Genomic DNA, 18,693 nt, shown 5'->3' on the forward strand with positions numbered 1-18,693 from the left:
ACTTTGTTAGTTAGTTCAGAGTTCTTTTTTATTTTAAATCATCTTTAATTTTAGTAGTGGAAATTCCTGGCGTACGAGGCAGATAGACTACATTGCAGTATGGTTTTAAAAAATCAAATTTACCATCCCAGTCATTACCCATTACAAAGGTATCAATATCATATTTTTGGATATCATTTGTCTTTTGTTCCCAGTTCTTTTCGGGAATAACCTGGTCCACGTAACGAATGGCTTCAAGAATATATTTTCGTTCAGCATAGCTATTATATGATTCCTTGTGTTTTTGGAGTTGATTGAATTCGTCAGTAGATAATCCAACTATAAGATAATCGCCTAATTCACGGGCGCGTTTCAGCAGGCGGACGTGACCATAATGCAGTAAATCAAATGTACCATAAGTAATTATTTTTTTCATAGTTTCAGTACTCCTATCAATTTGACGAGTTAATAGTATCATATTTTTAAAAAAGGTAAAGCGTATCCTCAATTGGATATTATTTTGATAAAATAAAGTAAATTGAGGATTAGGAGATATAGTTATGACTAAAGTAAATGTTTTAGGAGTTAGTTTCGATAATAAAAGTTTTAACCAGTTTCAAAATGAATTTGTCGGCAGAATTAATGCACATCAATCAACCTTTATAGTTACTGCCAATCCTGAAATTGTTATGTCAGCTAATGAAAATCCTGAATTTATGAAGATTTTAACTTATGATGCTGACTATATCACCGCTGATGGCATTGGAATTGTAAAAGCAAGTCACATATTAGGAGAGCCGCTTAAGGAAAGGGTAACAGGTTATGATCTGTTTTCATGGTTAATGAAGTTGGCAAATGACCGCAGCTTAAGAGTATTTCTTATCGGGGCTCGACCAGAGGTAATTCATGCTATTCAAGGAAAAATTGCCAGGGACTATTCTGATATTCAGCTGGTGGGAGCTGAGGACGGCTATTTTAAGGAAGATTTGGAACTTGTTGCTTACCAAATAGAGCGTACAGAACCTGACCTGGTTTTTGCTGCATTGGGTTCTCCTCGTCAAGAACAGCTCCTGTCTGTTTTGCGGAAAAATCTGCTACCTGCACTTATGATGGGAGTGGGAGGCAGTTTTGATGTCTTTTCAGGCAAAGTCAAACGAGCTCCTCAAATTTGGCAGACTGTTCATTTAGAGTGGTTTTATCGTCTTCTTAAAAATCCTTCTCGGTTAAAGCGAATGATGGTTTTACCACATTTTGTTCACGAAGTTTACCAGTCGAAAAAAGGGAAAGAATAATTATGAAAGTTTTGCACGTTAATGCTGGACTCGAAAATGGCGGCGGCCTGACCCACATCATTAATTTGCTAAAAGAAGCTAAAAATGAACAACAAAACTTTACTTTATTATGTTTAGCCGATGGTCCTGTTGCTCAAGCCGCCCGCACAGCAAAGCTGGATGTACAAGTTTTGGGGATAAAAAGTCGTTATGATTTAGGTGGCTTGAATAAGCTGGCTAATTTCATTAATCAGGGAAACTTTAATATAGTTCATACTCATGGAGCAAGAGCAAATCTTTTCCTGTCTTTAATTAGGCGAAAAATTACAGCTAAATGGTGCATAACTATTCACTCCGACCCCTATCTTGATTTTGTTGGTCGCGGTTTAAAGGGCAAAATATTCACCAAAGTTAATTTGCATGCAATTAGCCAGGCAGATTGTATTTTTGCTGTTACGAAAAGATTTGCTAATTTATTAATTAAAAAAGTAAAAATTAACCCGGAAAAAGTACATGTAATATATAATGGTACTTTTTTTCATGAAAACAGCCATATCCCTGCTAAATATGAACATCCCAATTTTAATATAGTAAATGTTGCCAGAGCCGAAAAAGTTAAGGGTCAGGCGTTGCTGCTGCAAGCATTAAAAAAACTAAATAATGCCAATGTTCATTTATTTATTGTTGGGGATGGTACGGAGTTAAACTCCCTAAAAAATCTGGCGCAACAATTAAAATTGGGTCCACAAGTAATTTTTCAAGGCTTTATGACGCATAAACAATTAAAAAATTTATATCGGCGTATGGACCTAGCGGTTTTAACCTCATATTCTGAGAGTTTTCCCTTGGTTTTATTGGAAGCAAGCGATAATCTTTTGCCGCTGTTGTCAACTGCAGTTGGTGATATTAAAGTAATGATACCGGATCAAAAGCATGGCTTTGTAGCTAATATTGGTGATGTAGATTCGATTTGCACTCAGTTAAAGCAGGCTGTAGACACCCCTAAAGAGCTGCTTAAAGAAATGGCTCAGCGTGAAAAAAATTATGTTGAACGACATTTTTCATTAAAGAAGCAGTTGGAAAGCATTTTGCAGGTATACAGCACGATCGCATAGATTGACAAGATTGTTAAAAAATCCACAAATGTTTATAATAAGACAAAAAATATTAGTGGATTAATAAGAGGACAGAATGTTTTATCAAGAATTGGATAAAGATGATTCGTTAACCCTTCATACAGATTTGTATGAAATTAACATGATGTATACCTATTTTAAAAAAGGAATTTCAGAACGCAATGCGGTTTTTGAGGTTTACTACCGCAAAGAACCTTTTGGCAATGGCTATTCTGTTTATGCAGGACTAGAACACGTAATTTTATACTTGCAAAACTTAAAATTTAAAGAAAGTGATTTGAAGTATTTAAAAGAAGAGATTGGCTATGACGATGATTTTATTGATTATCTGCGCCAATTGAAAATGGAGCTTACGGTAAGGTCGATGCGCGAAGGAGAAATAGCTTTTGCCAATGAACCTTTGCTGCAAGTTGAAGGGCCACTGGCTCAATGTCAATTAGTTGAGACTGCCATTTTAAACATTATTAATTATCAAACCTTGTTAGCAACTAAAGCAGCTCGTGTCAAGCTAGCAGTGCAAGGCGACGGTGTCATGGAATTTGGTACTAGACGTGCACAGGAAGCAGATGCTGCTATCTGGGGTACTCGTGCAGCTTATATCGGTGGTTTTGACTCAACAAGCAATGTTCGTGCAGGTAAGTTGTTTGGGATTCCTGTTTCTGGTACACATGCTCATTCATTGGTGGAGGCATTTGGCAGTGAATATGAAGCATTCAAAGCTTATGCAGAAACGCATAAGGACTGCGTTTTTCTTGTAGATACATATGACACTGTCAGAAGTGGCGTACCAAATGCTATTCGTGTTGCCAATGAAATGGGTGATAGGATAAACTTTCAAGGCGTACGTATTGATTCTGGTGACATGGCTTATATTTCCAAGCAGGTTCGTCGCGAACTAGATAATGCCGGTTATACCAATGCCAAAATTTTTGCTTCAAACGATTTGGATGAAACTACGATTACCAGTTTAAAAATGCAGGGAGCCAAAATTGATGTTTGGGGCATTGGCACTAAATATATTACTGCTTATGACCAGCCCGCTTTAGGAGCCGTTTATAAATTAGTTTCAATTGAAGATGATCAGCACCATATGCGTGATACTTTAAAAATTTCTTCTAATGTGGACAAGGTTTCAACTCCTGGTAAAAAGCAGGTTTGGCGTATTTCAGCCAATACTGAAAAGAAAAATGAGGGTGACTGGATTGCACGGGCGGGTGTAGATCCGCGAGAATTTGATTCACTTTATATGTTTCATCCCCAGTATACTTATATCAATAAAGTGGTAACGGATTATACTGCTGAGCCGCTCTTAAAAGATATTTTTGTAAATGGCCAATTAAAATATCACAAGCCTAAATTAACAGATATCAAAAACTTTTGTGCAGCTAATTTAGATGGTCTTTGGGATGAATATAAAAGAAGTTTGAATCCGCAAGAATACCCTGTTGATCTTTCTCAAGATTTGTATGACAGTAAAATGAATATCATTCAGGATATTCGTACGAATATTAACAAAGGAGATACCGTACAATGAGGCCATTGCAAAAAGAAATTATAAAATATGAACATGTTTTACCCCAAATCGATCCGCAAAAAGAAATTCGACGTTCAGTTGATTTTTTGAAAGATTATCTTAAAGAAAATACATTTTTAAAATCATATGTACTTGGTATTTCAGGGGGTCAAGATTCCACGCTGGCAGGGAAACTGTGTCAAATGGCAATTTCCGAAATGCGTGAGGAAACGGGGGACAATTCATTTCAATTTATTGCCGTTCGTTTACCTTATGGCGTTCAAGCAGATGCTCAAGATGCAGCTGATGCAGTAGCTTTTCAAAAACCTGATCAGGATTTAACAGTCAATATTAAACCGGCTGTTGATGCTTTGGTAGCCAGTTTGAATGAAGCTGGACAGCAGATCACAGATTTTAACAAGGGTAATATTAAAGCCCGTGAACGTATGATTGTACAATATGCTATTGCTGGTGCTCACAATGGTGCGGTAGTTGGTACAGATCATGCGGCTGAAAATTTTAGCGGTTTTTATACTAAATATGGAGATGGTGCAGCGGATCTGACCCCGCTTTTCCGTTTAGATAAACGACAAGGTAAGCAGATGCTTAAACTTTTAAATTGTCCAGAGCATTTGTACCAAAAGGCGCCAACGGCAGATTTGGAAGAAAATAAGCCAGGCTTACCGGATGAAACTGCACTGGGAGTTAGCTACAAGGATGTTGATGACTACCTAGAAGGTCGGACAGTTTCTGAACTGGCTGCACAGAAAATCGAGTCGCTCTGGCGTAAAAGTGAGCATAAGCGGCATTTACCGGTAACTGTTTTTGATGATTTTTATCATAGATAGATTAAAAAAGGAATACTTTTAAGGCGTTCAAATTTAGCTGAACATTGACAAAAACTGTGCAAGTAGTACAATTACTGGTAACTTAAGATATGTTTTTTAAGATTAACAGTTCAAAGAGAGAATCGTCCGGTGAAAATGATTTACTGCTATTTAAAAAATGCTCCTTATGGTTTAACAAATAAAATTAATTAAGAGGTAACAAGCACTGTTGCAATTAAGGTGGTACCGCGTTTAAAGGCGTCCTTATGATAAGCAATGGTGTTTTTATTTTGGCAAAAGGGAGATATATTTGATGAAGAAACTGACAAGTTCAGAATTTAGACAGATGTTTTTGGATTTCTTCAAGCAGCACGGACACATGGTATTGCCCAGTCAATCATTAATTCCACAAGATGATCCAACATTGCTGTGGATTAATTCCGGTGTGGCAACGATGAAGAAATATTTTGACGGTTCTGTAGTCCCTAAAAATCATCGGATTACCAGTTCGCAAAAATCCATTAGAACAAATGATATTGAAAATGTTGGTAAAACGGCCAGACACCAAACTTTTTTTGAAATGCTGGGCAACTTTTCTGTTGGTGATTATTTTAAAAAAGAGGCAATTACCTGGGCTTGGGAATTTTTAACGAGTCCAGACTGGCTTGATTTAGATCAGGAAAAGCTTTATTGCACGGTTTATCCTAAAGATACAGAAGCCCAAAAAATATGGTTAGAAGTTGGGATGCCTGAAGATCATATCGTTAAACTGGAAGAAAATTTCTGGGATATTGGCGAAGGCCCTTGTGGTCCTGATTCCGAGATCTTTTATGATCGTGGTCAAGAAAATAACGATGTGGCGGAAGATGATCCAGAAAACTTCCCCGGTGGTGAAAACGCCCGTTATTTGGAAATTTGGAATATAGTCTTTTCACAATATAATCACTTAGCAAATGGCAAGTATGTTGATCAACCGCATAAGAATATTGATACCGGTATGGGCTTAGAGCGCGTTTTGTCTATTTTGCAAGATGCGCCAACTAACTTTGAAACTGACCTCTTTTTGCCGATTATCCATGAAACAGAAAAAATGACTGCTGCTAAAAAATATGGCACAAATAAGGAAGATACCACCGCTTTTAAGATTATTGCCGACCACGTACGGACTGTTAGTTTTGCCATTGCGGATGGCGCTCTGCCGTCAAATACTGGTAGAGGATATGTTTTACGGCGCTTGATTCGGCGCGCTGATTTAAATGGTCAGCGTTTAGGCATTAAGGGTGCGTTTCTTTACAAGTTGGTTCCAGTAGTCGGCAAAATTATGGAGAGTCATTACCCAGAAGTGACAGAGCAAAAGGACTTTATTGCCAAAGTAATTAAGAACGAGGAAGAAAGATTCCAGTTAACTCTTGAGTCGGGATTAACTTTACTTGATGACTTGATTGCAAGTGCACAAAAGTCAGAAGATAAAACAATTACTGGTAAAGATGCATTCAAATTATTTGATACTTATGGGTTTCCTTATGAACTGACTTTTGAAACTGCACAGGATGCAGGTTTAAAGGTTGACCAAAAGGGTTTTGATGCCGAAATGGCAGCTCAAAAAGAACGTGCCCGTAAAGCTCGTGGTAATTTGCAATCAATGAGCTCTCAAGATGAAACTCTGATGAACTTAAAGGATAAGTCAGAATTTGAATATGGCGTTTATGAAGAAAAACACGCAAAATTAGTTGATATTATAGTTGATGATCAGTTAGTTGATAAAGCAGATGGCGATAATGCCGTTTTGATTTTTGATAAAACTCCTTTTTATGGTGAACGTGGTGGCCAGGTAGCCGATCATGGTAATATCTATAATCAGGAAGGGGAACTTGTTGCTCAGGTAACCGACGTACAACATGCGCCTAATGATCAAAATATGCACTTTGTCGATGTGATTTTACCTCTGACAAAAGGTGAGGAATATACTCTAAAGATCGACAGAGTTCGTCGCGAAGGTCTGCGCCATTCTCATACTGCCACGCACTTATTACATGCAGCTTTGAGAAGCGTACTTGGTGAACATACTCATCAAGCAGGCAGTTTGGTTGACCCTGATTATTTACGTTTTGACTTTACTGCGCTTGAGCCAATGACCGAAAAGGAACTTAAGTCAGTTGAGAACTTGGTAAACCAAAAAATCTGGGCGGCAATTGATGTCAAAACTACTATTACTGACCCTGATACTGGTAGAAAGATGGGTGCTCTAGCTTTATTTGACGGTAAATACGGTGATAAAGTCCGGGTTGTCCAAATAGCAGATTTCTCTATTGAATTCTGTGGTGGTACTCATTGTGCCAATACTAACCAAATAGGTATTTTTAAGATTATTTCTGAATCTGCTATTGGTGCAGGTATGAGAAGAATTGAAGCAGTAGTTTCCAAGAAAGCTTATGAGTACTTGGCCAGCAGATCAGAATTGTTAGATGAAATCCAGGCAGAAGTAAAATCAACTAAACCAGAAGATATTATTGATAAGGTTGATTCGCTTGAAAAAGATCTGCATGACAGTCAAAAGCAGGTTGAGGACTTAAACTTGCAAATTAATCAAAGCAAGGCCAACTCTATTTTTGATAATGTAGAGCAAGCAGGTGATTTGTCTGTTATTGCACAAAAAGTTGATGTTAACGGAATGAATGATTTGCGTGAATTTGCCGATACTTGGAAGAGTGGCAAAAAGTCAGACGTGTTGGTTTTGGCGACTGCTAGTGACGGCAAGGCAAATATGATCATTAGTTTAGGTGATAAAGCCTTAGCGAAAGGCCTTAAAGCAGGTGATTTAATTAAGCAAGCTGCTCCAATCTTTGGCGGCGGTGGCGGCGGTCGACCAGATATGGCTCAAGCCGGAGGCAAAAAACCTGAAGGTCTTGAAAAGGCTATTCAGACAGTGATCACAGCGATTTCAAAAAATTAATTGATTGAGTTTATACTTTTTTTCAAGTAAAATTGTGCTAGGAGGATTGATTATGAGTTCGCTAGATAAGACAATGCACTTTGACTTTAATGAAAATAAAGGCAAAAACGTTCATGACACTCTGCAAGATGTTTATAATGCTCTGGAAGAGAAGGGCTATAATCCAGTTAATCAGATTGTCGGGTATTTGTTGTCTGGCGATCCAGCCTATATTCCACGGCATAATGATGCTCGTAATTTAATTTTAAAACACGAACGTGATGAAATTATTGAAGAGCTTGTCAAAAATTATCTTGGAAAAGATAAATAATGCGATTAGTTGGTTTAGATGTTGGATCAAAGACAGTAGGTGTTGCAGTCAGTGATGAATTAGGCATTACTGCACAAATGCTTGAAACTATCCCTATTGATGAAACGCGTTATAATTTTGGTATGCGTGCAATTAAAAAGATTGTGCGCCAATATGAACCAGCGGGTTTTGTTTTAGGTTTGCCCAAAAATATGGATGGATCTTCTGGCGCTGCGGTTGCGCGAAGTAAGTCATACGGTGAAAGGCTTGAAAAGAAGTTTGGTTTGCCAGTGCACTATTCTGATGAGAGACTAACTACAGTTGAATCTGAACGTGTTTTAGTTGAGCAAGCAAATATGCACAACCGCCACCAACGTAAAAAAGTGATTGACCAAATGGCCGCTGTCTTGATTTTACAAAATTATTTGGATCTAAACCGAAAGGATTAATATGACACAAGAAGTTAACGGTGATGACCGTCAAATTACCTTGATTGATGATCAAGGCAATGAAGAATTATATGAAATTTTATTTACATTTCATTCTGATGACTATGATAAATCATATGTTCTGCTTTATCCGGCAGCTGCCAGTGATGATGAGGAAATTGAAGTTTTGGCTTTTAGTTATGACTCCGATGCCGCAGGTGATGTCACTAGCAGTGATTTACACGAGATTGAAGCAGATGATGAATGGAATATGGTCCAAGGAGTTTTGAACACATTTTTGGACGACGACCGATTAAGTGGTGAATAAAAAAGACTGGCTGGGCCAGCCTTTTTTATTCAAGATTAATTATTTAGAAACTAATGAATGATAAGATATTAGAAACTTTAGAATTTGCAAAAATTACTGAACAACTGCAACAAATGGCGATTACTACACCAGCTAAAATGGCAGCTGAGAGTCTTATACCAAGTGATGACTTTGCTCAAGTAGAACTGGCACTGAAGCAGACTTTGGCAGGTGCTGATATTTTACGTGTTAAAGGGCAACTGCCTTTAACGGATTTTGCTGATGTTGAGCCGAGTATTAAGCGTTTGCGAATCAAAGCAAATTTGAATGCAAAGGAATTAGGCAACTTATTGCTGGTTTTAGCACTTGCTAATGAAATCAACGACTTTTTTAGCGATGTTGATGAGGAAAAATTGGATTTAACGGCAATAAATTCGATTTTAATGCAATTGGACGTGCCTCAGTCATTGTTTAAGCAACTTAAGCGTTCGCTGGATTTTGATGGGGAAGTTCTTGATACTGCATCTGCTGAATTATCCCATCTACGTCGCGAAATCAAAAATAATGATGCAGAAATTAAAGATAAAATGGATAGCTACACAAAAGGTAATAGCGGCAAATATTTATCTGAACAGATAGTGACTATTCGTGATGAACGCTATGTTATTCCGGTTAAACAAGAGTATCGTAATAAATTTGGTGGCGTTGTTCACGATCAGAGTGCGAGTGGTCAAACTTTATTTATTGAGCCGAGTGCAGTTTTAAATCTTAACAACCACCAGCAAACCCTTTTGGCACAAGAAAGACGAGAAGTAAATCGAATTTTACGTAATCTGTCTGATATAGTGCGCCCAGAAGTGGATAGTATAGATGCCATTGCAAGCTCCTTGGTTGAACTTGATTTTATCCAGGCTAAAGCAAAGCTGGCTCGCGCAATGAAGGCAACTGAACCGCAACTGACTCATGATCAGTCATTTTTATTTTTACAGGCACGACATCCTTTAATCGACCCTAAAAAAGTGGTTGCCAACGACATTCGCCTTGGTGAAGATTACGATACGATGCTGATAACTGGTCCCAATACCGGTGGAAAAACTATCACTTTAAAAACTGCAGGAATTTTACAATTGATGGCCCAGTCAGGGTTATTTATCCCGGCAGCAGAAGGCAGTAAAGCGGGCGTCTTTAGGGACATTTGCGCTGATATTGGAGATGAACAGTCTATTGAGCAATCACTCAGTACATTTTCTTCACATATTAACGATATTGTTAAAATAATGAAAAATGTTGATGCCAAGACACTGGTTTTAATTGATGAAATTGGAGCTGGAACTGATCCAGAAGAAGGAGCCAGTCTTGCAATCAGCATTTTGGACTTTTTACGGCAAAAAAAGGCTAAAATAATCGTTACAACACACTACCCAGAACTTAAACTTTATGGTTATAATCGTAAAAGAACGACTAATGCCTCTATGGAATTTGATCTTAAAACACTATCTCCAACCTATCGTTTACAAATTGGTATTCCGGGTCACAGTAATGCTTTTGCCATTGCTCGCAGGCTGGGGATGCGTGAGGATGTGGTTAAAAACGCTCAAGGGTTGATAAGTGACGAAAACGTTGATATTAACCAAATGATTACCGAGTTGACTAAACAAACCAAAGCTGCTTCAGATGCTCGCAGTCATCTAACAACTAGTCTTGATCGAGCTAAAAAGCTTGAAATAAAATTGCAACAGGCATTGGATTGGTATAATCAGCGTGTGCAAAAGCAGCTGGAATTTGCCCAGGAAAGAGCTAATGAAGTAGTCACAAAAAGTCGTAAAAAGGCTGATAAGATCATAGAGCAGCTTGAACAGCAAAAGGGCGAAGTTAAACAAAATGAAATCATTGCTGCTAAAGGTCAATTTAATCAGCTTGAACGGCAAAATGAAAATTTGGCTCATAATCGCGTTTTGCAACGCGAAAAAAGACGTCATCATGTCAATGTAGGTGATAAGGTAAAAGTATTGTCTTACGGACAAACTGGCACTATTACCAAAAAATTATCTGAACATGAATATGAAGTTCAAATGGGCATCATTAAAGTAAAAGTTAGTGATCGAGACATAGAAAAAATCGGGTCACAAAAAGAATCGGGATCTACTAAGCAAGTTCGCGCTATTAGTGCAAGCAGGCGGAGCAATGTGAGAAGTGAGCTTGACTTGCGCGGTCAGCGTTATGATGAAGCGATGACTAATCTTGATCGGTATATTGACTCTGTACTACTGGCAGGCCTTGATGTTGTCACGATTATTCATGGCATTGGTACTGGCGCAATTAGAAAAGGAGTTTGGCAGTATCTAAAATCAAGCAAGCATGTGAAAAGTTATAACTACGCTCCGGCAAATGAGGGTGGTAACGGAGCTACAATCGTTCATTTGCAATAAAATGCTTTACTTGTAAAAAGTAAGTCTGCTTGCTATAATGAAAATATCAATAGATAACTATTTTTTCCTTAAAGGAGGGTTTTTCATGGTTGATGAGCTTACAGATCAAAACTTTGAAGAAGAAACAAAAGACGGTGTCGTTTTAACAGATTTTTGGGCAACCTGGTGTGGTCCTTGTAAAATGCAATCACCAGTTGTTGATGAACTGGCTGAAGAGCGACAAGACGTTAAATTTACTAAGATGGATGTTGACCAAAATAAAGAAGTACCTAGTTCTTTAGGAGTAATGGCAATTCCAACTTTATTGATTAAAAAGAATGGTGAAATTGTCGATCGTATTACCGGTTATACTCCAAAAGCAAAACTTAGTCAGATTTTGGATCAATATACAAAATAAAAAATTCCTGCATTTGCAGGAATTTTTTTAATTGCTTTTTTCTTTTAATAAATCGCGTATTTCCTTGAGATAGTCTTCAGCAGATGGACCAGCAGGTTGTTGCTTCTCATTGTGTCTCATTACTTTATTGACAGCTTTGACTAGTAAGAAAACTATGAATGCTATAATCAGGAAATTAATTACAGTATTGATAAACTCACCATATTTAAATGTGGCACCACCGGCTTTAAATACTAAATTGGATAGGTCAATTTTTCCAATAAACAACCCTAAAAGTGGGTTAATCAAATTATTTACCAAAGAATTAACAATGTTGGTAAAAGCTCCACCAATAATTACACCTACAGCCAGATCAATAACATTACCCCGTTGAATAAATTCTTTAAATTCTCTAAGCATTTTATTTCCTCCATTCTTACTTTAATCATATTGCAAAAATGGTAAAAAACTAAATTATTTGTTTCTGAAAGCTTAATCAAACTTAGCAATTAATTTAACTTCTTTTTTCCGTTCATCAACTTTGATTTCGCACTCAGTTGTGTGACCAGTTTCCTTTTCAATTGCTTCTGCAATGATGCCGGCCTCAAGCGAAAACTCTTGGCTGCCACTGTTAATTCGATCAGTCACATTTTGCCCCTTGAGCTTAAATACTTCTTCGCTGTGATGGCTTCTTGCTTTTTCTAAATTGCCAAATTCAGTGGTTGCAAAGAAGCTAACTACGTCTTTAAATGACAACAAATCATATTTACGGGCAATTCGTTTGCCACCCCAATAAAGAATCGCTTCATTGTCTTTACCTAAAATTGTTGGCAGTAAGAAATCACGATAAAGTTGATTCACAAAATAAACATGTTCGTGTTGCTCGTTATTGTTTTGCATAAAGAAATTCATCCCTTTTATTTTCTTTTATTTTACCGTAAAATTGACTGAAGTATAAATTATTTAGGGAGACTTTTATAATGGATAACCGACCAATTGGCTTGCTAGATTCTGGTGTTGGCGGGTTGACAGTAGTCAAAAAAATTATTGGCAAAATGCCACACGAGGCGACCGTTTTTATTGGTGATAATGCTCATATTCCTTATGGTGATAAGTCTAAAGCGGAAATTATCGCGCTTACTAAGCAGAGTGTTAACTTTTTGCTGAGCAAAAACGTCAAATTGATTATTTTTGCTTGTAACACGGCCACGGCAGTGGCTATGAAAGCTATTCAAAAAGAAATTGAACCGCAAATTATTGGCGTAATTCAGTCAGGTGCCGTTGCAGCTGCAAATGCAACAAAAAACAAAAATGTTGCAGTCGTGGCTACCAAGATGACTGTCGGCTTACATGCATATCAAAAGGAAATTCAGACACGTGATCCCGAGATAACGGTGAGCGAACTAGCTACTCCACAAATTGTACCTCTAATTGAAGCCAATGCGGGACATCAAGCTTATATGGCAGCACTTAAAAAGATTTTATTGCCAATAAACAATTTAGGTGTTGATACTCTAGTTTTAGGATGTACTCATTATCCGATTATTCGCAATGAATTTGCTCAGTGCGTAAAACCGGCTGTACAAATAATTGACCCTGCTGATCAAGTTGCCCAGTATACATATAATATTATGAAACGTGATCAGATGTTCACGGACAGTTCAGCTAAAGGAAAGCACGAGTACTATACTACAGGTGATGTCAAAATGTTTGATGAACTTGGTAAAATAGTATTACAGGATGAGAAATTTAGTGCACAGCACCTTTAGTAAAGGAGAAAAAATGGAAATATTATTTGCTACTACCAATAAAGGAAAAGTCAAAGAGCTAAAATCAGCATTTAAATCTGCTGCAATTAATGTTAGCCTCAAAACAAATGCTGATTTAGATAGACCACCTTTAGTTGATGAGTATGGAATAACTTTTGAGCAAAACGCTAAGTTGAAGGCCCACGAATTAGCAGATTACAGTCATATGTTGACAATAGCTGATGATTCTGGATTAATCGTTGACGCACTTGATGGTGCTCCCGGAGTTCATTCTGCGCGTTTTGCCGGTCCCGAACATAATGACCAAAAGAATAATGCCAAATTGCTGGCAGAACTTGGCGGAGTACCTTTAAAAAAACGGACAGCCAGGTTTAATACTACAATCGTAGTTTCTAAGCCAGGTCATTTTGACCAGGATTTAGTTGTTTCAGGTCAGTGTGAAGGCTTAATTTTACCCGCGCCTCAGGGCGATGATGGATTTGGCTATGATCCACTTTTTTATGTGCCTGAAAAGCAAAAAACTTTTGCAGAGATGACAGTTGCTGAAAAAAATAGTTTTTCTCATCGGGGAAAAGCGATATCTCAATTGCTTAAAGAGTTACCCAATTGGCTGGCTCAGTTTGAATAAATGAAAAAACTGATGAAAATCTTTAGTCATATCTCAACAAAAATAATAATAAGTTTGTTGATTTTACCATATTTGATTTTTATCAGTTTTTATTTTTATTCTGCCAATAAAATTTTATTTTCGGGTAAAATTTTTAAATATTGTGTCAGGTACTCATCTTGAACTTCTTTTTCATGGCCAGGTTTGACTTGAAAATGAACAACATAATTGACAGTTTGTGCTGTTTGTTCTGTGATACCAACTATTTTAGGTTCTTGCACTAGAAAATCAAAATTAGTACTCAATTTATTATTAATTTGGTTAATAATGTCGTGAACTTTTGCAAAGTCATTATTGGCTTTAAGCTGCATTGTTATATCCAAACCAATGCCACCGTGAGCCAGATTTTGAACTATTGAAATGTTGCGATTCGGAATGTAGATAATAGAACCATCGGATCCTTTAAGTCTGGTAGTTCGTAGACCCAACTGAACTACAACTCCTGTTTGATTGTTAATGGAAACAATGTCACCCACATCAAATTGATCTTCGCTTAAGATGAAAAAGCCATTAACCAAATCACTGACAAATCCTTGCGCTCCCATACCTAAAGCTAGTGAAAAAATACCGGCACTTGCAAGCAGAGTTCCAATTGGAATGCCTAAAATGGATAAAACCGCAAATAAGTAAAAGAAGATTACTGTATATTCAAAGATACTGTTAATTAATGCTGTAACAGTTTGTGTTCTCTTATTTTGCTTTCTTTTACTGCGCTTCAAATAATGGCTGATAATTTTTTTGCCAAAATGATCAATTAAGTAAAAAACTATGGATGAAATTGCTAACTGCCAGACAATTGCCAAAACTTGTTCACCCAGTCTGTCCCAGTTGAATTTGAGGACATTTTTGTTGATTTGAAATATTTTATTCATTGTAATTACCTTTCGTATATGCATATTAACTATAACAAAATATGACATATAGATTGAGATTAAAGCATTTTCATGCTAGACTTTTTTTAGGTATAGAATTGGAGGTAAAAGATGAAATTTTCTTATGGTGCATTAGCAGGGTTGATTGCTGCCATTGCATTATTAATTTTAGTACTTTTCACAATTCCAGTGCTTATTCGAGCCGCAAAAGCTACTAGAGAAGCAGAAAAAACGATCCGAAGTGCTAATGAGTCGATTCAACAAATTTCTGAAGATGTGAATGATTTACTTCATCAGACCGGGGACTTGCTGGATAAAACCAGTGTCTTGTTAGCAGATGTTAATGTTAAAATGAAAACTATTGATCCTGTTGTTCAGGCAGCAGCTGATCTAGGCGAAAGCGTTTCAGATGTTAATACCTCTACCAGAAAAATGGCAAAACGTTTCAATAATTTTCATTGGAAACGTAATGGATTGATGTCATCTGCTTTAGCATCGGTGTTCGCACGGCATAAGCGACGTAAAGGTGAAGATTAGTAAAAGGAGTTACTTTTATGAAAAAATTTGTAAGTTTTGTTTTAGGTACTATTGTTGGGACCGCAGCAGGGTTTCTTGCTGGTTCTCTATTAGTAAGTGATGACCAAATCGATGAATTGAAGAAAAAAGTTAAGAACAATGAAACTGTTCAAGACTTAAAGAAAAAATATGATAACGGTACAGAAATAGTAAAGAATCAACTGGCTTCATTCCCTAAGAATGTAGAGGATGATTCAGAACTAAAGGATTTTGATGATATCGTTATTGATAATTCAAAAGATGATGACGCGCAGGATAAAGATAATGCTCAAGATGTAGCGAATGATCTGCATCATGCAGAAACAAATGATGATTTTAATCATCCGGAACCTCCAAAGCCTGAAGGTCCATCTGATCCGTCTGATGCACCTGTCGACCCATATTCCAGACCATAAAATTAATTAAAAATGGCGCTAGCAGAAAAGATATTGCTGCTAGTGCCATTTTTGTTTAGTCAAACAATTTAAGTTCTTGTTTAAAGAGGCAGAACTTTGAGTTCCTTACTGGTGTGAGTAAATGGCTTATAACCATCTTTAGTAACGACTCCACAATCCTCAATTCTGACACCCGCAACATTTGGAATGTAAATCCCGGGTTCAATTGAAAAACACATTCCCTCTTCAATTATGAGATCATTACCTTGGACAATTGAAGGATATTCGTGAACTTCTTTTCCGATTCCATGACCTAAACGGTGAATAAAATATTCTCCATAGCCGGCTTTTGTAATGATATTCCGGGCAACACTGTCGAGTTCAGAAGCTGTCATACCTGGTCTGACCGCATCGATAGCAGCTTGTTGAGCTTCACGATCAATTTCATAAATTTCTCTTTCCTTAGCCGTTGGCTCGCCATAAGCAACGGTCCGACTGGAATCTGAAGCATAACCATTGTGCATAGTACCCAGATCAAAAAGAACTAATTCATTTGGCTTAACTTTATTCATAGTAGGACCCAAATGAGGATTGGCAGCATTGGCACCAGCCTGCACAATAGTTTCAAAACTTTCATGCATTACTCCTTTTTGCACTTTGAGCTGATACTCAATTTGTCCTGCTATGTATCTCTCAGTTACGCCTTCTTTAATAGCATCGAAGCCAATTTGAAATGCAAAATCTGCTTCACGTCCTGCGGCCTGCAATTGTTTGATTTCCTCAGGAGTTTTATAAAGGCGAATTTTATTAACGAAATTTGAAAGATCACCATCAAAATTTGCATCTGGAAATTGTTCGTGAATGAGTTGGTAGTGAGAAACAGAAAGGTTGTTTTTCTCTAAAGCCCATTTTTGATATTCTTTTGTTCTGCTTCTTACCTTGTCAGCAATAATTTCCCACGGATTTTCTGAATCCAGATAGCCGTATACATCACCGTTCCACGCTGAGTTTTTTGCTTCTTCAATGTTTAAAGCTGGCACGAACACAAATGGATCTTGGTCCTTGAATGCTAAAAGGGCAAAAATTCGTTCGTGAGGCTCCATATCATATCCGGTAAAGTAGGCAATTGTAGTTGGGTTAGAAATATAGGCAACATCGTTGTCAGAACTTTGCAGCCATTCTTGTAATTTTGTTAAATTCATAGCTTCTTCCTTCCATTTTGAATTCATAGTTAAAGAAAGTATATCATGTTCTCGACTTGAAAAAATGAAAGAATAGTTGTAAACGTTTGCACTTTCCTAAAAAAAATGATAAATTTTATACTAGTAAAATTAAGATGGGGGAACCAAGAATGCGTAAACAAGATATTACAATTTATGATGTAGCTCGTGAGGCTAAAGTATCAATGGCCACAGTTTCACGAGTAGTTAATGGCAATACAAATGTGCGTAAAGATACGCGCGATCGAGTAATGAAAGTAATCAACCGGTTGCACTACCAACCTAATGCCGTAGCTCAAGGCCTTGCGTCCAAAAGAACTACTACGGTTGGGTTAATTGTACCGGATTTAACCAACCTTTATTTTGCAGAATTGTCAAAAGGTATTGATGATATTGCTCTTTTGTACAAATACAATATCATCATTACCAGTATTGAAAACCGTTTGATGAGAGAAGACCAGGCGATTCAAGGGTTGCTTAATAAACAGGTTGATGGGGTAATTTACATGTCAGATACACTGCCTGAAGAAGCGGTTGAAGCTTTTAAGCGTACTGATACTCCAGTGGTTCTGGCAGGGACTAAAGATAGTCACAGTGACTTTCCGTCAGTTGCCATAGATTATAAAAAGGCAGATACAGAAGCCTTAAATCTACTTTATAATGATGGCAGAAAGAATTTGGCTTTGGTATTAGGCAATCCTGATACTGTAGTTAATGTACAAAACAGAATTCCAGCTTACAAGAAATTTATGTCAGATCATAACTTAGGTGAAGGTCATATTTATTCCAATGTTAAGGATCATTCTGACGGATATAATTTATTGTCACAATTAGATCAGGATGGTGTCGATGGCGTAATTGTAACCAATGATGTTACTGCTGTTGGCATTTTGAATTCCGCAATTGATGCTGGTAAAAAGGTGCCTGAAGAATTAGAAATAATTACTGCAAGTGCTACGCAAATTGCCTCAGTTGTCCGTCCCGCTTTGACAGCTATTCGGCAACCACTTTATGATATTGGCGCAGTAGCAATGAGAATGCTCACTAAGCTGATGAATAATGAAGAAGTGCCAGAAACTCAGATTGAACTTCCTTATGAAATATTAAAAAAACAAAGTACAACAAATGAGTAAAAATTGTTTATTATATAAAAAGTGCTGCATGTTAGTTATGCAGCACTTTTTTAGTGGATAATTTTTGAATTTGCTTTATCTGCTGCCAAGTATTGAGCGGTTTAGCAGATTGTAGTGGTAAATAGGGAGTTAACGCAATATTGGAATAGCGACTTATGCGTGGTAAATGACGATAATTTTGCCAACTGCTTTGGTCAAAAAAGCCATAGAACAGAATATCATTTGCTTTGACCCAGCCTAAGGATGTATACAGCCATAAACTTTTGGGACTGCCATTGAAGTTCTCTATTTTAAACAAAGTATTGGCAGGTAAAACTTTATTAGTTTTTGATTGATTATCAGGAAAGCGGTAAACATGAACGTCTTTTTGCGGCTTGGCTAATACTTGCTTATTTTGATAAGGTGCGATGTCTTCAGGTGTTAAATCCATATTAACAAATTCTGCCGAAATAAAGGTCTGGTTGGCAATTTGATAGTAAAGCTGATTATGGGCTCTGACCCCGTACATTACCTCAAATTTTTGCCCCGGATAAACAAATTTATTTTGCTTATCCCGCACATAAGGATTCATCAT

20 protein-coding genes and 1 pseudogene are annotated in these 18,693 nt (G+C 37.2%); 15 read left to right on the forward strand and 6 right to left on the reverse strand.

What is annotated here, in order from left to right:
• Positions 1–28: 28 nt before the first annotated feature.
• The gene (gene tagD, locus JF76_RS02250; protein WP_045927642.1) at positions 29–415 is read right to left on the reverse strand and encodes a glycerol-3-phosphate cytidylyltransferase; all 387 of its coding nucleotides are present in this window, start codon (positions 413–415) and stop codon (positions 29–31) included.
• A gap of 124 nt (positions 416–539) precedes the next feature.
• On the opposite strand from tagD, the gene JF76_RS02255 reads away from it, so the two are divergent.
• The 10 genes from JF76_RS02255 to trxA all read left to right on the forward strand — a co-directional run bounded on the left by JF76_RS02255 (position 540) and on the right by trxA (position 11,529).
• The gene (locus tag JF76_RS02255) at positions 540–1,271 is read left to right on the forward strand and encodes a WecB/TagA/CpsF family glycosyltransferase (RefSeq protein WP_045927643.1); all 732 of its coding nucleotides are present in this window, start codon (positions 540–542) and stop codon (positions 1,269–1,271) included.
• A gap of 2 nt (positions 1,272–1,273) precedes the next feature.
• A complete protein-coding gene (locus JF76_RS02260; protein WP_045927644.1) occupies positions 1,274–2,365 on the forward strand; it encodes a glycosyltransferase in 1,092 nt (363 codons plus the stop codon).
• A gap of 76 nt (positions 2,366–2,441) precedes the next feature.
• Positions 2,442–3,920, forward strand: coding sequence for a nicotinate phosphoribosyltransferase (locus JF76_RS02265; RefSeq protein ID WP_045927645.1), 1,479 nt, complete (start codon positions 2,442–2,444; stop codon positions 3,918–3,920).
• A complete protein-coding gene (gene nadE / locus JF76_RS02270; RefSeq protein WP_045927646.1) occupies positions 3,917–4,747 on the forward strand; it encodes an ammonia-dependent NAD(+) synthetase in 831 nt (276 codons plus the stop codon). The genes JF76_RS02265 and nadE overlap by 4 nt, the downstream gene beginning before the upstream one ends.
• A gap of 292 nt (positions 4,748–5,039) precedes the next feature.
• Positions 5,040–7,679 (forward strand): alanine--tRNA ligase, encoded by a 2,640-nt coding sequence (gene alaS / locus JF76_RS02275; RefSeq protein ID WP_045927647.1) that lies wholly within the window; start codon positions 5,040–5,042, stop codon positions 7,677–7,679.
• Between the two features lie 52 nt (positions 7,680–7,731).
• Complete coding sequence (locus JF76_RS02280; protein ID WP_038521496.1) at positions 7,732–7,989, forward strand: IreB family regulatory phosphoprotein; 258 nt, start codon at positions 7,732–7,734, stop codon at positions 7,987–7,989.
• Positions 7,989–8,417, forward strand: coding sequence for a Holliday junction resolvase RuvX (gene ruvX / locus JF76_RS02285; RefSeq protein WP_045927648.1), 429 nt, complete (start codon positions 7,989–7,991; stop codon positions 8,415–8,417). Before JF76_RS02280 ends, ruvX begins: the two co-directional genes overlap by 1 nt.
• A 1-nt stretch (position 8,418) precedes the next feature.
• Positions 8,419–8,724: a DUF1292 domain-containing protein gene (locus tag JF76_RS02290; RefSeq protein WP_045927649.1), complete on the forward strand. Its 306-nt coding sequence runs from the start codon at positions 8,419–8,421 to the stop codon at positions 8,722–8,724.
• 53 nt (positions 8,725–8,777) lie between these two features.
• Positions 8,778–11,132, forward strand: a complete 2,355-nt coding sequence (locus JF76_RS02295) for an endonuclease MutS2 (protein WP_045927650.1) — start codon at positions 8,778–8,780, stop codon at positions 11,130–11,132.
• Between the two features lie 85 nt (positions 11,133–11,217).
• On the forward strand, positions 11,218–11,529 hold the full coding sequence (gene trxA / locus JF76_RS02300; RefSeq protein WP_034980713.1) for a thioredoxin: 312 nt from the start codon (positions 11,218–11,220) through the stop codon (positions 11,527–11,529).
• Positions 11,530–11,556: 27 nt separating this feature from the next.
• On the opposite strand, the gene mscL is transcribed toward trxA, so the two are convergent.
• On the reverse strand, positions 11,557–11,928 hold the full coding sequence (mscL, locus tag JF76_RS02305) for a large-conductance mechanosensitive channel protein MscL (protein ID WP_045927651.1): 372 nt from the start codon (positions 11,926–11,928) through the stop codon (positions 11,557–11,559).
• Positions 11,929–12,000: 72 nt separating this feature from the next.
• Positions 12,001–12,420 carry a YslB family protein gene (locus tag JF76_RS02310; RefSeq protein ID WP_045927652.1) on the reverse strand — a complete coding sequence of 140 codons (420 nt, stop codon included), beginning with the start codon at positions 12,418–12,420 and terminating at the stop codon, positions 12,001–12,003.
• A 68-nt stretch (positions 12,421–12,488) separates the two neighbouring features.
• On the opposite strand from JF76_RS02310, the gene murI reads away from it, so the two are divergent.
• On the forward strand, positions 12,489–13,277 hold the full coding sequence (murI, locus tag JF76_RS02315) for a glutamate racemase (protein ID WP_045927653.1): 789 nt from the start codon (positions 12,489–12,491) through the stop codon (positions 13,275–13,277).
• Between the two features lie 13 nt (positions 13,278–13,290).
• Positions 13,291–13,905, forward strand: a complete 615-nt coding sequence (locus tag JF76_RS02320) for an XTP/dITP diphosphatase (RefSeq protein ID WP_045927654.1) — start codon at positions 13,291–13,293, stop codon at positions 13,903–13,905.
• Positions 13,906–14,000: 95 nt separating this feature from the next.
• Here JF76_RS02320 and JF76_RS02325 read toward each other — a convergent pair whose 3' ends face one another.
• Positions 14,001–14,816 carry a mechanosensitive ion channel family protein gene (locus tag JF76_RS02325; protein WP_045927655.1) on the reverse strand — a complete coding sequence of 272 codons (816 nt, stop codon included), beginning with the start codon at positions 14,814–14,816 and terminating at the stop codon, positions 14,001–14,003.
• Positions 14,817–14,927: 111 nt separating this feature from the next.
• On the opposite strand from JF76_RS02325, the gene JF76_RS02330 reads away from it, so the two are divergent.
• Positions 14,928–15,353, forward strand: coding sequence for a DUF948 domain-containing protein (locus JF76_RS02330; RefSeq protein ID WP_045927656.1), 426 nt, complete (start codon positions 14,928–14,930; stop codon positions 15,351–15,353).
• 17 nt (positions 15,354–15,370) lie between these two features.
• Positions 15,371–15,787: a hypothetical protein gene (locus JF76_RS02335; RefSeq protein ID WP_045927657.1), complete on the forward strand. Its 417-nt coding sequence runs from the start codon at positions 15,371–15,373 to the stop codon at positions 15,785–15,787.
• A gap of 80 nt (positions 15,788–15,867) precedes the next feature.
• On the opposite strand, the gene JF76_RS02340 is transcribed toward JF76_RS02335, so the two are convergent.
• Positions 15,868–16,968, reverse strand: a complete 1,101-nt coding sequence (locus JF76_RS02340) for an aminopeptidase P family protein (RefSeq protein ID WP_045927658.1) — start codon at positions 16,966–16,968, stop codon at positions 15,868–15,870.
• 149 nt (positions 16,969–17,117) lie between these two features.
• Between JF76_RS02340 and JF76_RS02345 the strand changes: the two genes are divergently transcribed.
• Complete coding sequence (locus JF76_RS02345; RefSeq protein ID WP_045927659.1) at positions 17,118–18,119, forward strand: substrate-binding domain-containing protein; 1,002 nt, start codon at positions 17,118–17,120, stop codon at positions 18,117–18,119.
• A 31-nt stretch (positions 18,120–18,150) separates the two neighbouring features.
• Here JF76_RS02345 and JF76_RS10305 read toward each other — a convergent pair.
• A pseudogene (locus tag JF76_RS10305) lies at positions 18,151–18,693 on the reverse strand (glycerophosphodiester phosphodiesterase); the annotation flags it as partial.

Source organism: Lactobacillus kullabergensis, from assembly GCF_000967195.1.
Classification (GTDB): domain Bacteria; phylum Bacillota; class Bacilli; order Lactobacillales; family Lactobacillaceae; genus Lactobacillus; species Lactobacillus kullabergensis.

Bases quoted from the DNA above. Each gene is read 5' to 3' on its own strand.
- tagD (WP_045927642.1), bottom strand. From the start codon at position 415: ATGAAAAAAATAATTACTTATGGTACATTTGATTTACTGCATTATGGT.
- JF76_RS02255 (WP_045927643.1), top strand. From the start codon at position 540: ATGACTAAAGTAAATGTTTTAGGAGTTAGTTTCGATAATAAAAGTTTT.
- JF76_RS02260 (WP_045927644.1), top strand. From the start codon at position 1,274: ATGAAAGTTTTGCACGTTAATGCTGGACTCGAAAATGGCGGCGGCCTG.
- JF76_RS02265 (WP_045927645.1), top strand. From the start codon at position 2,442: ATGTTTTATCAAGAATTGGATAAAGATGATTCGTTAACCCTTCATACA.
- nadE (WP_045927646.1), top strand. From the start codon at position 3,917: ATGAGGCCATTGCAAAAAGAAATTATAAAATATGAACATGTTTTACCC.
- alaS (WP_045927647.1), top strand. From the start codon at position 5,040: ATGAAGAAACTGACAAGTTCAGAATTTAGACAGATGTTTTTGGATTTC.
- JF76_RS02280 (WP_038521496.1), top strand. From the start codon at position 7,732: ATGAGTTCGCTAGATAAGACAATGCACTTTGACTTTAATGAAAATAAA.
- ruvX (WP_045927648.1), top strand. From the start codon at position 7,989: ATGCGATTAGTTGGTTTAGATGTTGGATCAAAGACAGTAGGTGTTGCA.
- JF76_RS02290 (WP_045927649.1), top strand. From the start codon at position 8,419: ATGACACAAGAAGTTAACGGTGATGACCGTCAAATTACCTTGATTGAT.
- JF76_RS02295 (WP_045927650.1), top strand. From the start codon at position 8,778: ATGAATGATAAGATATTAGAAACTTTAGAATTTGCAAAAATTACTGAA.
- trxA (WP_034980713.1), top strand. From the start codon at position 11,218: ATGGTTGATGAGCTTACAGATCAAAACTTTGAAGAAGAAACAAAAGAC.
- mscL (WP_045927651.1), bottom strand. From the start codon at position 11,928: ATGCTTAGAGAATTTAAAGAATTTATTCAACGGGGTAATGTTATTGAT.
- JF76_RS02310 (WP_045927652.1), bottom strand. From the start codon at position 12,420: ATGAATTTCTTTATGCAAAACAATAACGAGCAACACGAACATGTTTAT.
- murI (WP_045927653.1), top strand. From the start codon at position 12,489: ATGGATAACCGACCAATTGGCTTGCTAGATTCTGGTGTTGGCGGGTTG.
- JF76_RS02320 (WP_045927654.1), top strand. From the start codon at position 13,291: ATGGAAATATTATTTGCTACTACCAATAAAGGAAAAGTCAAAGAGCTA.
- JF76_RS02325 (WP_045927655.1), bottom strand. From the start codon at position 14,816: ATGAATAAAATATTTCAAATCAACAAAAATGTCCTCAAATTCAACTGG.
- JF76_RS02330 (WP_045927656.1), top strand. From the start codon at position 14,928: ATGAAATTTTCTTATGGTGCATTAGCAGGGTTGATTGCTGCCATTGCA.
- JF76_RS02335 (WP_045927657.1), top strand. From the start codon at position 15,371: ATGAAAAAATTTGTAAGTTTTGTTTTAGGTACTATTGTTGGGACCGCA.
- JF76_RS02340 (WP_045927658.1), bottom strand. From the start codon at position 16,968: ATGAATTTAACAAAATTACAAGAATGGCTGCAAAGTTCTGACAACGAT.
- JF76_RS02345 (WP_045927659.1), top strand. From the start codon at position 17,118: ATGCGTAAACAAGATATTACAATTTATGATGTAGCTCGTGAGGCTAAA.